Below are 12,790 nucleotides of genomic sequence, written 5' to 3' on the forward strand. Positions count from 1 at the left end.
CGCGGCCGGCGGTGGTGTTACCAGCTGAGGGCGTCGCCCATCGACTGCTGCCAGTACGTGACGTAGAGGGAGTCGTCGACGTAGATGCCCTCTACGGGCAGAGCCGGGTGGGCGACCGAGGAGGTGTCCTCTCCGGCGCGGTCCTGGAAGGTGACGGTGAGGGATTTCACGGTGTGGCCTTTCTTGCCGCTGCCGTCGGTGGCCGACAGGTTCACGGCGGCGTAGCCGGGCTCGCCCGGGGCGAGCGTGACGACGACCTGCGGCTTGGAGTCCCGGTTGACCGGCGGCACCGACTGGGCCTCGCCGAACCGGGCGGCCGGGTAACCGTAGAGGTGGCAGGGGGCGTTGCCGGTGTTGATGACCGTGAGCAGCATGTGGTTCACGGGCTTGTTCACGGGAGCCGCGACCGTCTTGGTGTTGGAGCCCTTGCAGGTGATGGCCTTGTTGCCACTCGCGCCGGAGTCGCCGGTGCCCGTCTTGCCGTTCCCTCCCGCCGCGGAGTCCTTCCCCGTGGGCGCGTCCCCGTCCTGCCCCGAACCGACGCCGCCAGACTGCGCGTTCTTACCGGAGAACGAGCCGGTCGAGGAGCCACCCGCCGACGAGCCCTCGTCATGCTCGCCCGATCGGTCGCCGCACGCGGTCAGGGAGAGAGCGGCGATCGCGACCGCCGCGGTGGCGGTCAGCAGGCGGGTGCGGGTGCCCCGGACACTGGACATGTGGGTGGTGCCCTCCTGTGGTGCAGTGGGTCGTGCTTGGATGACCGGAGTGTGTGGGGTGATCCGTCCCAGCCGCTACGAAAGGCGGGCGATTGGATACGCTGGGACGCGAAAACGGGCTTTGACCAGGAGAGTTGCAAGGAGCCTGGAATGCGGGAATGGGATGCGGGGGGCCACGCGGAACATGGGGAGGAACGGTGTCAGGGCCGATAGGGACCACCGGAGCGACCGGGCCCACCGAAGACGCGGAAGCGTTCGCGGAGCTGCTGCGGAGGCTCAAGGAACGCTCGGGGCTGAGCTACGGGGCACTCGCCAAGCGGCTGGACATGAGCACCTCGACGCTGCACCGTTACTGCAACGGCCGTGCGGTGCCGGCCGACTACGCGCCGGTTGAGCGGCTCGGCCGGGTGTGCCGGGCGACCGGCGAGGAGCTGGTCGAGCTGCACCGGAGATGGATTCTGGCGGATGCGGCGCGGGCGCGCAGGGGGCCGAGTCCGGAGGGAACGGGGCCGGACGGAGCAGAGCCGGAGGGAACGGGGCCGGACGGGGCGGGACCGGAGCGTACGGCGCCGGCATCCACCGGCAGCGAACCCCGCAAACCAGGCGCAAATAACGAACCAGTCGTCAGCGGCGCCGCGCCGTCCGCCCCCGCGCGCTCCCGCCGGCGCCAGACCACGCTCATCGCCTCCGTCGCCGCGGCCGCCGCTCTGGCAACCGTCGCGCTCACCGCGATTCTCTCCGAAGACGACGAACTGAAGCCCGCCGGGGACACCACCGTGTCCAGCGTCACCCTCCCGGCGGACGACTCAAGCCCGGCGGACGACACAAGCCGGCCCGCCTCGGGCTCCTTGTCCCCGCCCCAGCGCGCGAAGAGCGGCAAACCCTCGGCGTCGAAGTCCGCCGAGCACACCGGCGGGGTCACCACCGAGCGCGCCGACGCCGTACCCGTCAAGGTCACCACCCGGCCCTACGTCTACGACAACCCGTGCAATCAGCACTTCCTCGTCGACAGCGAGCCCGAACAGGTCGGCCCGCCCGCCGTCGAGCAGGACGCGCCCCGCTGGGCCGCCGCGTACGGCGCGGTCCCCACGGGGAATCAGCGCATCGCCCTCTCCGTGCAGGGCACCGGGAAGGACACCGTCGTCCTGGAGGCGCTGCATGTACGCGTCACCGCGAAGGGCGCCCCGCTCGCCTGGAACGACTACGCGATGGGCGTCGGCTGCGGCGGCGGCGGCGCCGTTCTCAAACCCGAGTCGTTCGACGTCGACCTCGACGACGGCAGCCCCACCATCACCCTCAAGAACGGCCAGCGCGACTTCCCGTACAAGGTCAGTGAGTCCGACCCGGAGGTCTTCTACGTCACCACCCGCACCAGGGGGCACGATGTCCGCTGGGACCTCGCCCTGGACTGGTCCAGCGGCAACCGCCACGGCACCGTGCACATCGACAACAAGGGCACCCCGTTCCGCATCAGCGCCAACGCCGGCCGCCCCGGCTACGACTACAAGCTGGGCGGCAGTGAGTGGGTCAAGCGGGGGCGCTAGCAGCCGTGGCCCCTGGCGGGAAGCCAGGGGCCACGTGCGTGAGGCCGGCCGGCCGTACGGCCGTACCGTCACTCCGGCCGGTCAGCGCAGGCTGTCCCCGAACAGCGCGTCCGTGGCGGGCGCGGACAGGTCGCCGGGGCCGAAGGCGAGGGCGGACGTCGTGGTCAGACCGTTGGACGTGCCGCGCAACAGCCAGACCGCGCCGTTGTCGCCGTTCTCGGCGGTGGAGGCGACGGCGATGTCGCGGCGGCCGTCTCCGTTGACGTCGAGGAGCGCGGTGGTGGCGCCGAACCTGTCGCCCGACTCGGCCACTCCGGGCACCCCGTCGGTGTTCTGGTGGAAGACCTGGCTGCCGGTACCGGTGAAGCCGGAGGCGCTGCCGGGCACCAGGGCGAACGAACCGGCGTCGGTGAGGCCGCTGAAGTCCTCGCCGGGGATGCCGAGGGCGATGTCGGCGTAGCCGTCGCCGTTCACGTCGTCCACGGAGACCGCCGTGCCGAGGCCGTCGCCCTCCTCCTCCGCGCCGTAGAGGCCGGGCAGGTCCTGGTCGAACGACTTCGTGTTCGCGTCGGACAGGCCGGAGGCCGAGCCGTAGGCGACGCGGACCTTGTCGCTCCAGCCGTCGACGCCGACCACCACGTCGTCGAAGCCGTCGCCGTTCACGTCGCCCACGCCGGTGCCCGAGACGTTGCCCGTGGTGTTGTCGCCGGGGGCCGAGGACCTGGTGAAGCCCGACGCGCCACCGAACAGCAGCCGGTTGCCCCAGGTTCCGTCACCGGTGTAGTGCCACTGGACGATGTCGTCATTGCCGTCGCCGTTGATGTCGCCGACATGGCCGTTGACGATGGGCCCGGTGATCGAGTCACCGTCCTCCTCGCAGCCACCGCCCGTGGCGCAGGAGGCGTCGTCCTCGTCGTAGCCCCACCACTCGGACTTGTCGAGGATGTTGAGCACGGCGGCGGGCGTGCCGGTCCGGGAGATCGGGCCCTTCCACAGAGCGGCCTTGGCGCTCTGCGGGTCGTCACCCGCGACGGTGCTGTGGGCGAACAGCGCGAGGTCGGTCTTGCCGTCCCCGTCGAAGTCACCGGCCTGCGGGGCCTGCCCGTACCCGGCGAGGTTCGTGCCGCCGGTGAGCCCGGAGGCGGAGCCCCACAGCACGACGGAGCCCGCGGGGCCGCCCGCGATCACGAGGTCGCCGTAGCCGTCGCCGTCCAGGTCGCCCTTGGTGAAGGTCAGCCCGAAGCGCTCGCTGGCGGTCGCGGAGCCGGGTATCCCGCTGGTCGACCGGCTCACGATCTTCTTGTTGGCGGTGGACAGCCCGCTCGCCGAGCCGTACGTGATGGCCACATAGCCGGCTTTCGCCTTGTCGGACACCGTGGCGTTCGGCGCCCCGATGACGAGGTCGGCGTAGCCGTCGCCGTTGAAGTCGTCCTGGACGTCCACCGACGCGGGGGCGGCCTGGGCCGGGGCTCCGGTGAGGGCCCATGCGCTGAGCCCTCCGGCGAGCAGCACCGCGGCGGCCAGGGGCGAACCCAGCCGTGCGGTACGGATCCTGCGTCCTGCTCGGGACATACAACTGCCTTTCGAGGTAGTCGAGTTCAACACGGCACGCGCCGCGCGCCGCACCCCCGCACAGTCCGACTCGGAAGCCAGGTCTCCGGTTGCACGCCCGAATGTCATTGTTGCGTAACCAGCCGTTCGCCCGATGCCGAAGCCGCCGTCGTCGACGGTCAGCCAGGTGACCGCGGAGCGGTCAGACGCAGCACATGGCGTCACATGACACCGGGTGGCACCGCTTGGCGCCACCCGGTATCTCCCGCCGCCATTCCGTGCCCCCAAAACCACGTGGGCACGTAGGGCACCACCATGACCCGGGGCGCTCTCCTCGCATTTCCGCAGGTCAGATGGTCTCCGCGAAACCCACCCCACACAAGGTGCCATTCAGGCTTGCGAATGGCGCCACGATGCTGCCATGATGACGCCATGGACCTCACCCCGTATGTCGACACCCTCCGCCGCGAACTCGCGGTGGCCGCCGAAGCCGGCGGGGATGATGCCCGCGAGCTGGCCGAGCGGCTCACCGCTCCTCTGGAGTCGGCGACCCGTCTGACCATGCTCAATATGCTCTCCGCCGCGATGGACGAGGTCACCCGCGAGCTCGCCCCCGGCTCGGTCGGCGTACGGCTGCGCGGGCTGGACCCCGACTTCGTGGTGACACCGCCGCCCACCGATGGCGGCGCCCCCCTGGAGCCGGCCGCGCCCGTCGGACCGTTCAAGACCCCGGCCCCGGCCGACGGCGACGAGGGCGGCACCTCCCGCGTCAACCTGCGTCTGCCGACCCACCTCAAGGCCCGCGCCGAGGAGGCCGCGAGTCGCGAGGGCCTGTCGGTCAACGCCTGGCTGGTGCGCGCCGTGTCGGCCGCGGTCGACGGCGGCAACCGGCCGCGTACGGCAGAGAAGACCCAGACCATCGAACAGAGCATCACGGGCTGGGCGCGCTAGCCGCGCCCCGGCCCACGCCACTTCACGCACACCACTTCACCCACGCCACTTCACCCACACCACGTCCCACCAGCGGGGACGTCCCAAAGACTCAAGAGGACAGGACAGCCATGCCTTCTTTCGACACCCCCGAACCGATCTCGGCCACGGCGCACGTGGAGGCCGGTTCCATCCAGTTCACCGCGGGCGACCGCCTCGACACCGTCGTCGAGGTGCGGCCCCGCGACCCGAAGAAGGACCAGGACGTCCGCGCGGCCGACCAGACCGAGGTCACCTACGCGAGCGGCGTACTGACCGTCAGGACGCCCAAGCAGCGCTATCTGTTCGGCCGCACCGGCACCGTCGATGTGACGGTCGAACTGCCCACGGGCTCGCGCGTCGACATGACCGGCGCCTGGGCCCAGGTGCTCGGCGAGGGCCGGCTCGGCGAGGTCCGCGTGAAGACCTCGTCCGGCGACGTCCGCCTCGACACGACCGGCCCGCTGCGGCTGACCGCGTCGCACGGCTCGATCACCGTGGACCGGGTCGAGGGCATGGCCGAGATCAGCACCAGCTCCGGCAGCCTGCGCGTCGGCCTCGTCGACGGCCCCGCCGTCCTGAAGAACTCGCACGGCACCACGACCGTCGGCGCCGCGACCGGCGAGCTGCGGGTGAGCGGCGCCAACGGCGACATCGACATCCGGCGCGCCGAGGCCTCGGTCGACGCCACCACCGCCCACGGCACCCTGCGTGTGGGCGAAGTGTCCTGCGGCAAGGTCCAGTTGCAGACCTCCTACGGCGCCATCGAGGTCGGCGTCCGTAAGGGCACGGCCGCCTGGCTCGACGTCAGCTCGGGCTCCGGGCAGGTGCGCAACGCGCTCATCGGGTCCGAGGCCCCGGAGAAGGCCGAGGACACCGTCAAGGTCCGCGCCCGCACCCGGTACGGCAACATCGACGTCCGCCGCGCCAAGGCCTGAGCACCACACCCTCAACCGACCCCGTCCCCCACTCACCTCAGCCTTCGAGCGGAGAGCCCCATGCCTTCCTCTGTCATGCCCACGTCCAGGCGCGGCGACGGTCACGCGTCGCCGGCCGCCGTCTCCACCACTGATCTGCGCAAGTCGTACGGCGACAAGACCGTCCTGGACGGCATCGACCTGCACATCCCAGCCGGCTCGGTGTTCGCGCTGCTCGGCCCGAACGGCGCCGGCAAAACCACCGCCGTGAACATCCTGTCCACACTCATCACCGCCGACAGCGGACAGGCCCAGGTCGCAGGCCACGACATCACCACATCACCACACAAGGTGCGCGCGGCGATCGGTGTCACCGGGCAGTTCTCCGCCGTCGACGGCCTGATCACCGGCGAGGAGAACATGCTCCTCATGGCCGACCTGCACCACCTCCCCCAGCGCGAAGGACGTCGAGTCGCCGCCGAACTGCTGGCGCGCTTCGACCTCACCGAAGCCGCGAAGAAACCCGCCTCCACCTACTCCGGCGGCATGAAACGCCGCCTCGACATCGCCATGACCCTGGTCGGCAACCCCCGCATCATCTTCCTCGACGAACCCACCACCGGCCTCGACCCCCGCTCCCGCCACAACATGTGGCAGATCATCCGCGAACTGGTCTCCGACGGCGTCACCGTCTTCCTCACCACCCAATACCTCGACGAAGCCGACCAACTCGCCGACCGCATCGCCCTCCTCAACAACGGCAAAATCGCCGCCGAAGGCACCGCCGACGAACTCAAACGACTCATCCCCGGCGGACACATCCGACTCCGCTTCACCAACCCGGCCACCTACCACTCCGCCGCCCACGCCCTGCACGAAGCCACCCGCAACGACGAAGCACTCGCACTCCAGATCCCCAGCGACGGCAGCCAACGCGAACTGCGCTCCATCCTCGACCGGCTGGACTCCACCGGCATCGAAGCCGACGAACTCACCGTCCACACCCCCGACCTCGACGACGTGTTCTTCGCCCTCACCAGCAACACCAACCAGCCCAACCAGCCCAAGGAGACAGCCCGATGAACACCCTCTCCCTCGCCCTACGCGACTCGAACACCATGCTGCGCCGCAACCTCCTGCACGCCCGGCGCTACCCCTCCATGACCCTCAACCTGCTGCTCACACCCGTCATACTCCTGCTGCTCTTCGTCTACATCTTCGGCGACACCATGAGCGCCGGCATGAGCGGCGGCGCCGACCGCTCCCAGTACCTCGCCTACCTCGTCCCCGGCCTCCTGCTGATGACCATCGGCAGCACCACCATCGGCACCGCCGTATCCGTCTCCATGGACATGACCGAAGGCATCATCGCCCGCTTCCGCACCATGGCCATCCACCGCGGATCCATACTCATCGGACACGTCATCGGCAGCGTCCTCCAGTCGATCATGAGCATCATCCTCGTCGGCGCCGTCGCCCTGGCCATCGGCTTCCGCTCCACCAACGCCACACCCCTGGAATGGATCGCGGCATTCGGGCTGATCGCGCTCTTCGCCCTGGCACTCACCTGGATCGCCGTCGGAATGGGCCTGTCCAGCCCCAACCCCGAGGCCGCCAGCAACAACGCCATGCCACTGATCTTCCTCCCCCTCATCTCCAGCACCTTCGTCCCGGTCGACGCGATGCCCCGCTGGTTCCAGCCCATCGCCGAATACCAGCCCTTCACCCCCGCCATCGAAACCCTGCGCGGCCTGCTCCTCGGCACCGAGATCGGCAACAACGGCTGGATCACCATCGCCTGGTGCCTGGGCCTGACCGTGCTCGGCTACCACTGGTCCAAGGCAGTGTTCAACCGCGACCCGAAATAGCCGGAACAACGACCGCACGGGCCGCCTCCCGCAGCCCGTCCCGCTCCAGGGCGGCGTACTCCGACACCGCGTCGGCGTACGCCGCCCCGTCCGCGTCCGAAAGCAGCCGCAACCAGCCGTCCACCTAACCGGTCTTGTCAGTGTGTGAGACATCTCCCCTGGCGCCGGGCTGAACGGCGAATCCGCCGCCGTGCGCCTCGGCGGCGTCCACGCCCTGGCGAGTCTCGCCGACGATGCCCCCACCCGCCAGCTGCGCCAGACGTGCATCGACGTCCTGTGCGCCTACCTCCGCCTTCCGTATACCGCGGAGGCCGACCTCCCGCAGGGCGACACGGAGGCCCGGCATACGTACCTGGGCATGCGGGAAGTCCGGCACACGGTCGTCCGCCTCGTCCGCGACCACCTCCGCCTGCCGACCGGGGATACCCACTCCTGGCGCGGCCATGACCTCGACTTCACCGCCGTCGCTTTCGACGGCGGAGACTTCTACGACGCGGTGTTCTCCGGAGGCGCGGTCGACTTCTCCGGAGCGGAGTTCTCCAGCGGCGTTGTCAGCTTCCCTGGCGCGGTGTTCTCGGGCGGCACGGTCGACTTCGACCACGCGAAGTTCAGCGGTGGCAGGGTCGACTTCTCTGCCGCGGAGGGTGTCGCGCCGACCGGGCTGCTCCCGCCGAGAGGATCACCCATGCCGACCGGCCTGAGATTGCCTTCGGCCTGGCGCTCGCCGCGTGACACAACCGATCAGGAATGAAGAAGCACCGGTCACCGTGGCGCATCTAGCGTGATGGCCATGGCATCCATCGAATCCGTCACCCTCGACGTGGCCGACCCCACGGCCGCCAACCGCTTCTACACCACCGCCTTCGGCTTGGACACGCAGATTCGCCTGCGGTCCGCGCAGGCACCCACAACCGGCTTCCGCGGGTTCACGCTCTCGCTCACGGTGTCCCAGCCGGCCACCGTCAACAGCCTCATCGACTCCGCCCTCGACGCCGGCGCCACGTCGCTGAAGCCTGCCGCGAAGTCACTCTGGGGCTACGGCGGCGTCGTGCAGGCCCCGGACGGGACGATCTGGAAGGTCGCCACCTCGGCGAAGAAGGACACCGGCCCTGCCACCCGCCAGATCGACGAGATCGTGCTCCTGCTGGGAGTCGCAGACGTGACCGCGAGCAAGCGGTTCTACGTCGAGCAAGGCCTTGCCGTAGCGAAGAGCTTCGGCTCCAAGTACGTCGAGTTCGACACCGGGTCGAGTCCCGTCAAGCTCGGGCTGTACAAGCGCCGCGCCCTTGCCAAGGACGCCGGCGTCTCCCCCGATGGCACCGGATCGCACCGGCTCGTGATCGGCGGCGATGCCGGGCCTTTCACCGACCCGGACGGGTTTGCGTGGGAGGCCGCATTGCCGGCGCCCACGCCCTGATGTGTCACTGCTGCCTGGCTGTCACCAGCCACCCGGACGGCGAGCAGCATCTCGTAACCGCTCTCCGAACTGGCGACGACCTTGACCACGCCGCGGGTGAGCAGCAATACGTGCCGACCTTGATCACCCTGCTGCAAGAGGCGGCGATGAGTCGGGTACTCCATTGGGGTCCCGGCCGACTACGGCGATCCGTACGTCGCCCTCGTGCATCCGGTCGAACGCGCTCGCAGATCGATCAGCATCGGGAAGTCCCGGGACGGGAGGCAGTCGCCGTACCAGGAGGACTTCAGGGATCCGCCCCGGCCGAAGACGTCCAGGAGGGACAGTTCGAGCTTCATCTCCGGGGTGGGCACGCCGACCAGGACGACCGTGCCGGCGAGGTCGCGGGCGTAGAAGGCTTGACGGTAGGCCTCGGGGCAGCCGACTGCTTCGATGACGACGTCGGCGCCGAAGCCGGCAGTGAGGTCTCGGATCGCGGCGGCGCCGACCCCGCCGCAGCCGATGACGGCGACGGTTCGCCGCGGCCGACGTTGCCGGTGTTGATGGACGCGCCGATGCCGACCATGACTCCGCAGCCGATCAGTCCGGCCACCTGGGGTGCGACGGAGGGGTCGACCTTGGTGCACTGGCCGGCGGCGACGCGGGTCTTCTCCGCGAAGGCGCCGATGCCGATCGACGTGGTCCGCGACGGCTGGCTGAACCAGATGACCGACACCGAACGCCTGCTGACGGCCTACGCGTGTCGGTGACGCATCGGGGGCCGTCGGCCGGGTGTCGGCAGCTCGTCGGCGGGGTCCGGCACCTTTCCGGAGACGGCCGGCCGGAACTCACCGGGCGGCCCGATCCCGAGGAGTCATCATGCGCACACCAGTCACGATCACCGGCGCCGGACTCGGCGGCCTCACGCTGGCCCGCGTCCTGCACGTCCACGGCATCCCGGCCACGGTCTACGAGGCCGAGACCTCCCCGTCGGCGCGCGCGCAGGGCGGAATGCTCGACATCCACGACTACAACGGTCAGCTCGCCCTCGAGGCGGCCGGCCTGATGGACGAGTTCCGCTCCATCATCCTGGAGGGCCGCCAGGCGATGCGGGTCATCGACCTGGACGGGACCGTCGTGTTCGAGGAGGCCGACGACGGCACGGGCGGCCGCCCCGAGGTGCAGCGTGGCGAGCTGCGACGGATACTGCTCGACTCGCTTCCGGCCGGCACCGTCCGATGGGGGCACAAGGTGAGCGGCACCCGTGCCCTCGGCGATGCCCGCTACGAGGTCACGTTCGCCGACGGCACCACCACCGTCACCGGCCTGCTGGTCGGTGCGGACGGCGCGTGGTCACGGGTGCGGCCGCTGCTCTCCACCGCCACACCCGAGTACACCGGTACGTCGTGCGTCGAGACCTATCTGTACGAGGCCGACACCCGGCACCCCGTCGCCGCGAAGACGGTCGGCGGCGGGTCGATGATGGCGCCCTCGCCGGGCAGGGAGCTCTTCGCCCACCGGGAGAGCGGCGACACGCTGCACATCTACGTGATGCTCAGCAGGCCGCAGGACTGGTTCGCCGCCGTCGACTTCACCGATGCCGCCGCGGTGACCACGCGCATCGCGGCCGAGTTCGACGGCTGGGCACCGGAACTCACCTCGCTGATCACCGACGGCGACACCGCGCCGGTTCTGCGCTCCTTCCACGCCCTGCCGGCCGAGCTCAGGTGGGACCGGGTGCCGGGGGTGACCCTGCTCGGCGACGCCGCCCACCTCCAGGCCCCGAACGGCGAAGGCGCCAACCTGGCCATGCTCGACGGCGCCGAACTCGGCAAGGCCCTCGCCGCGCACCCCGACGACATCGAGGCCGCGCTCACCGAGTACGAGCAGGCCATGTTCCCCCGCAGCGCCGAGGTCGCCACCTTTGAAGGTGCCGAGATGCAGGGGATCGACTCCGACAACAACACAGCCCACGGCCTGCTCAACATGATCGCCGAGAAGGGCCAATAGGCCGCGCAAGCCCCGGGCGGCGTACGCCGACGCGGTGTCGGAGTACGCCGCCCTGGAGTAGGAGCTGAAGTGGGAGCTGAAGTGGGACGAGCTGCTGACCGGTCCCTCTCCCACTACTTCGGGTCGCGGTTGAACAGCGACATGGGCCAGAAGTAGCCGAGCACGGTCAGCCCCACGCACCAGGCGACGGCCAGCCATCCGTTGTGGCCGATCTCGGTGCCCAGCAGCAGCCCGCGCAGGGTCTCGATGGCGGGGGTGAACGGCTGGTACTCGGCGATCGGCTGGAACCAGCCGGGCATCGTGTCGGCCGGGATGAAGGCGCTCGAGATGAGCGGCAGGAGGATCAGCGGCATGGCCGCGTTGCCGACCGCCTCGGGGAGCCAGCTGCGGCGGCTCGAACTGCCCCTCGACCACGACACCGCTGTCGGCGAGGCGGACCCGCTCGACCACGAACGGCCGTCCGCGCGTCAGGTCCGTCAGCTCCTGCCAGTCCACCCTCGGCTCCCTTGCTCTCGGTGACGCGCCTACCATTCATTTGCGCCTTGAGTTTTTTAAGTTCATAACGCGAGAACCTTAACTTTTTCAATCTCGCCTTCGATGGACGGAGCCATCGACCCCACCAAAGGGAGCAATGCGCGCATAAGGTGCACGCCAAGCACAGCAAGGCGCTGCGACCGACGACTCATGTCGGTCGCAGCGCCGTCCGGTCACCGATCACGAGGGGCGCGGCACCTCGAAAAGGTCGAGATTCTCGATCACCACATCAGCGGCGTCCTCCTCCCCCACGCTCAGCAGCCAGTCCACGAACCGCCAGCCGTGCTCCTCCATGGGGCTCCGCTCAAACGTGGGCGCTGTGGGCCCGAATTTCCGCTTCAACCAGGTGAGGTACGCATGGCGGGTGTCGAGGTACGTCTGGCGGGTGGGAGCGGGGCCGTCGAACTCTTCGTCGAGGAGATCCCAGAACAGATCCCGCAGATTGTGCGCGACGACGTAGAGATCCCCCTCGTCACCGAGGAAGAGGACGGGCAGCGTGGCGAGGTCCGCCCGGTCGTCGGACCGCCACAGCGCGTAAAGGGAACCGGACGTGGTGGCTTGGGCGAAGGGAATCACTCGGTCATCGAACTCCGAGTTCTCCGAATCCAGCCAGAACCCTTTGCCGTACTCCCGCAGTTCGAACCCTGGCGAGTAGAAGTCCGTGCACTCATCATCAAACTCTTTGAGCAGATTCAGTTCAGGTATCGGTGAGTACGTGTCGCCCACGGGGCCGCCTCGGGAAGAGATCAGACAGATGAGGTCCGACCCTACTTACCGCTCCTGGTCGACGCTATGTTGGCGTCATGTACTCCACGCGGGTCTCCCTACATGTGAATGCCTCGCGTTCGGTCGTCTACCGGGCGCTTATGGACGCGGACGCCCTCGCGAAATGGCGGGTGCCGACCGGTATGAGCAGCCATGTGCACACATTCGACGCCCGCGAAGGCGGGGCGTTCCGTATCTCGCTCACCTACGACGAACCGGTCGGCACCGGCAAGTCGGCTCCGCACACCGACACGTACCACGGCCACTTCGCGAAGCTCGTACCGGACGAGCAGGTGGTCGAGGTGTTCGAGTTCGAGACCGCGAATGCCGCGCTGCGCGCCACGATGACGATGACGACCACACTCACCGACGCGGACGGCGGCGGCACGGATGTCCTCGTCGTACATGAAGGAATTCCGGATGCCGTGCCCGCCGCCGACAATGAGACCGGTACGCGGATGGCGCTGGCCAACCTCGCCCGGCTCGTCGAGGCACAGGAGGCGGAGCCTGGGTAGGGTCC

General features: G+C 69.4%; 13 protein-coding genes and 2 pseudogenes. 9 read left to right on the plus strand and 6 right to left on the minus strand.

Going from position 1 to position 12,790, the window contains the following annotated elements; genetic code table 11:
• Nucleotides 1–17 precede the first annotated feature (17 nt).
• A complete protein-coding gene (locus ACWY4P_RS21855) occupies nt 18–716 on the minus strand; it encodes a DUF4232 domain-containing protein (RefSeq protein ID WP_456212229.1) in 699 nt (232 codons plus the stop codon).
• Between the two features lie 197 nt (nt 717–913).
• Between ACWY4P_RS21855 and ACWY4P_RS21860 the strand changes: the two genes are divergently transcribed.
• Nucleotides 914–2,260, plus strand: a complete 1,347-nt coding sequence (locus ACWY4P_RS21860) for a helix-turn-helix domain-containing protein (RefSeq protein WP_456212230.1) — start codon at nt 914–916, stop codon at nt 2,258–2,260.
• 81 nt (nt 2,261–2,341) lie between these two features.
• Here the strand turns inward: ACWY4P_RS21860 and ACWY4P_RS21865 are convergent, their stop codons facing one another.
• Nucleotides 2,342–3,832 (minus strand): FG-GAP-like repeat-containing protein, encoded by a 1,491-nt coding sequence (locus ACWY4P_RS21865; protein WP_456212231.1) that lies wholly within the window; start codon nt 3,830–3,832, stop codon nt 2,342–2,344.
• A 411-nt stretch (nt 3,833–4,243) separates the two neighbouring features.
• Here ACWY4P_RS21865 and ACWY4P_RS21870 point away from each other — a divergent pair, with 411 nt between their 5' ends.
• From ACWY4P_RS21870 to ACWY4P_RS21885, 4 genes are all read left to right on the plus strand, one after another.
• A complete protein-coding gene (locus tag ACWY4P_RS21870; RefSeq protein ID WP_456212232.1) occupies nt 4,244–4,762 on the plus strand; it encodes a toxin-antitoxin system HicB family antitoxin in 519 nt (172 codons plus the stop codon).
• A 110-nt stretch (nt 4,763–4,872) separates the two neighbouring features.
• On the plus strand, nt 4,873–5,718 hold the full coding sequence (locus ACWY4P_RS21875) for a DUF4097 family beta strand repeat-containing protein (RefSeq protein ID WP_456212233.1): 846 nt from the start codon (nt 4,873–4,875) through the stop codon (nt 5,716–5,718).
• Between the two features lie 75 nt (nt 5,719–5,793).
• Nucleotides 5,794–6,780, plus strand: a complete 987-nt coding sequence (locus tag ACWY4P_RS21880; protein ID WP_456212234.1) for an ATP-binding cassette domain-containing protein — start codon at nt 5,794–5,796, stop codon at nt 6,778–6,780.
• Nucleotides 6,777–7,565 carry an ABC transporter permease gene (locus tag ACWY4P_RS21885; RefSeq protein ID WP_456212235.1) on the plus strand — a complete coding sequence of 263 codons (789 nt, stop codon included), beginning with the start codon at nt 6,777–6,779 and terminating at the stop codon, nt 7,563–7,565. Before ACWY4P_RS21880 ends, ACWY4P_RS21885 begins: the two co-directional genes overlap by 4 nt.
• Here the strand turns inward: ACWY4P_RS21885 and ACWY4P_RS21890 are convergent.
• Complete coding sequence (locus tag ACWY4P_RS21890) at nt 7,546–7,689, minus strand: hypothetical protein (RefSeq protein ID WP_456212236.1); 144 nt, start codon at nt 7,687–7,689, stop codon at nt 7,546–7,548. The two genes, ACWY4P_RS21885 and ACWY4P_RS21890, sit on opposite strands and share 20 nt — an antisense overlap.
• 66 nt (nt 7,690–7,755) lie before the next feature.
• Between ACWY4P_RS21890 and ACWY4P_RS21895 the strand changes: the two genes are divergently transcribed.
• Entirely contained in the window at nt 7,756–8,316 is a 561-nt protein-coding gene (locus ACWY4P_RS21895) for a pentapeptide repeat-containing protein (RefSeq protein WP_456212237.1), read from the plus strand.
• 39 nt (nt 8,317–8,355) lie between these two features.
• Nucleotides 8,356–8,982: a glyoxalase gene (locus tag ACWY4P_RS21900; protein ID WP_456212238.1), complete on the plus strand. Its 627-nt coding sequence runs from the start codon at nt 8,356–8,358 to the stop codon at nt 8,980–8,982.
• Nucleotides 8,983–9,209: 227 nt separating this feature from the next.
• Here ACWY4P_RS21900 and ACWY4P_RS21905 read toward each other — a convergent pair.
• A pseudogene (locus tag ACWY4P_RS21905) lies at nt 9,210–9,658 on the minus strand (zinc-binding dehydrogenase); the annotation flags it as partial.
• 182 nt (nt 9,659–9,840) lie between these two features.
• On the opposite strand from ACWY4P_RS21905, the gene ACWY4P_RS21910 reads away from it, so the two are divergent.
• Nucleotides 9,841–10,971 carry an FAD-dependent oxidoreductase gene (locus tag ACWY4P_RS21910; RefSeq protein WP_456212239.1) on the plus strand — a complete coding sequence of 377 codons (1,131 nt, stop codon included), beginning with the start codon at nt 9,841–9,843 and terminating at the stop codon, nt 10,969–10,971.
• A gap of 113 nt (nt 10,972–11,084) precedes the next feature.
• On the opposite strand, the pseudogene ACWY4P_RS21915 reads toward ACWY4P_RS21910, so the two are convergent.
• Together ACWY4P_RS21915 and ACWY4P_RS21920 are read right to left on the minus strand one after the other, a co-directional pair.
• Nucleotides 11,085–11,357, minus strand: a pseudogene (locus ACWY4P_RS21915) (ABC transporter permease); the annotation flags it as partial.
• A gap of 328 nt (nt 11,358–11,685) precedes the next feature.
• Entirely contained in the window at nt 11,686–12,231 is a 546-nt protein-coding gene (locus ACWY4P_RS21920) for a hypothetical protein (RefSeq protein WP_456212240.1), read from the minus strand.
• Between the two features lie 77 nt (nt 12,232–12,308).
• On the opposite strand from ACWY4P_RS21920, the gene ACWY4P_RS21925 reads away from it, so the two are divergent.
• Entirely contained in the window at nt 12,309–12,785 is a 477-nt protein-coding gene (locus tag ACWY4P_RS21925) for an SRPBCC domain-containing protein (protein WP_456212241.1), read from the plus strand.
• The last annotated feature ends 5 nt before the right edge of the window (nt 12,786–12,790 follow it).

Source organism: Streptomyces sp. LZ34 (genome assembly GCF_053890475.1).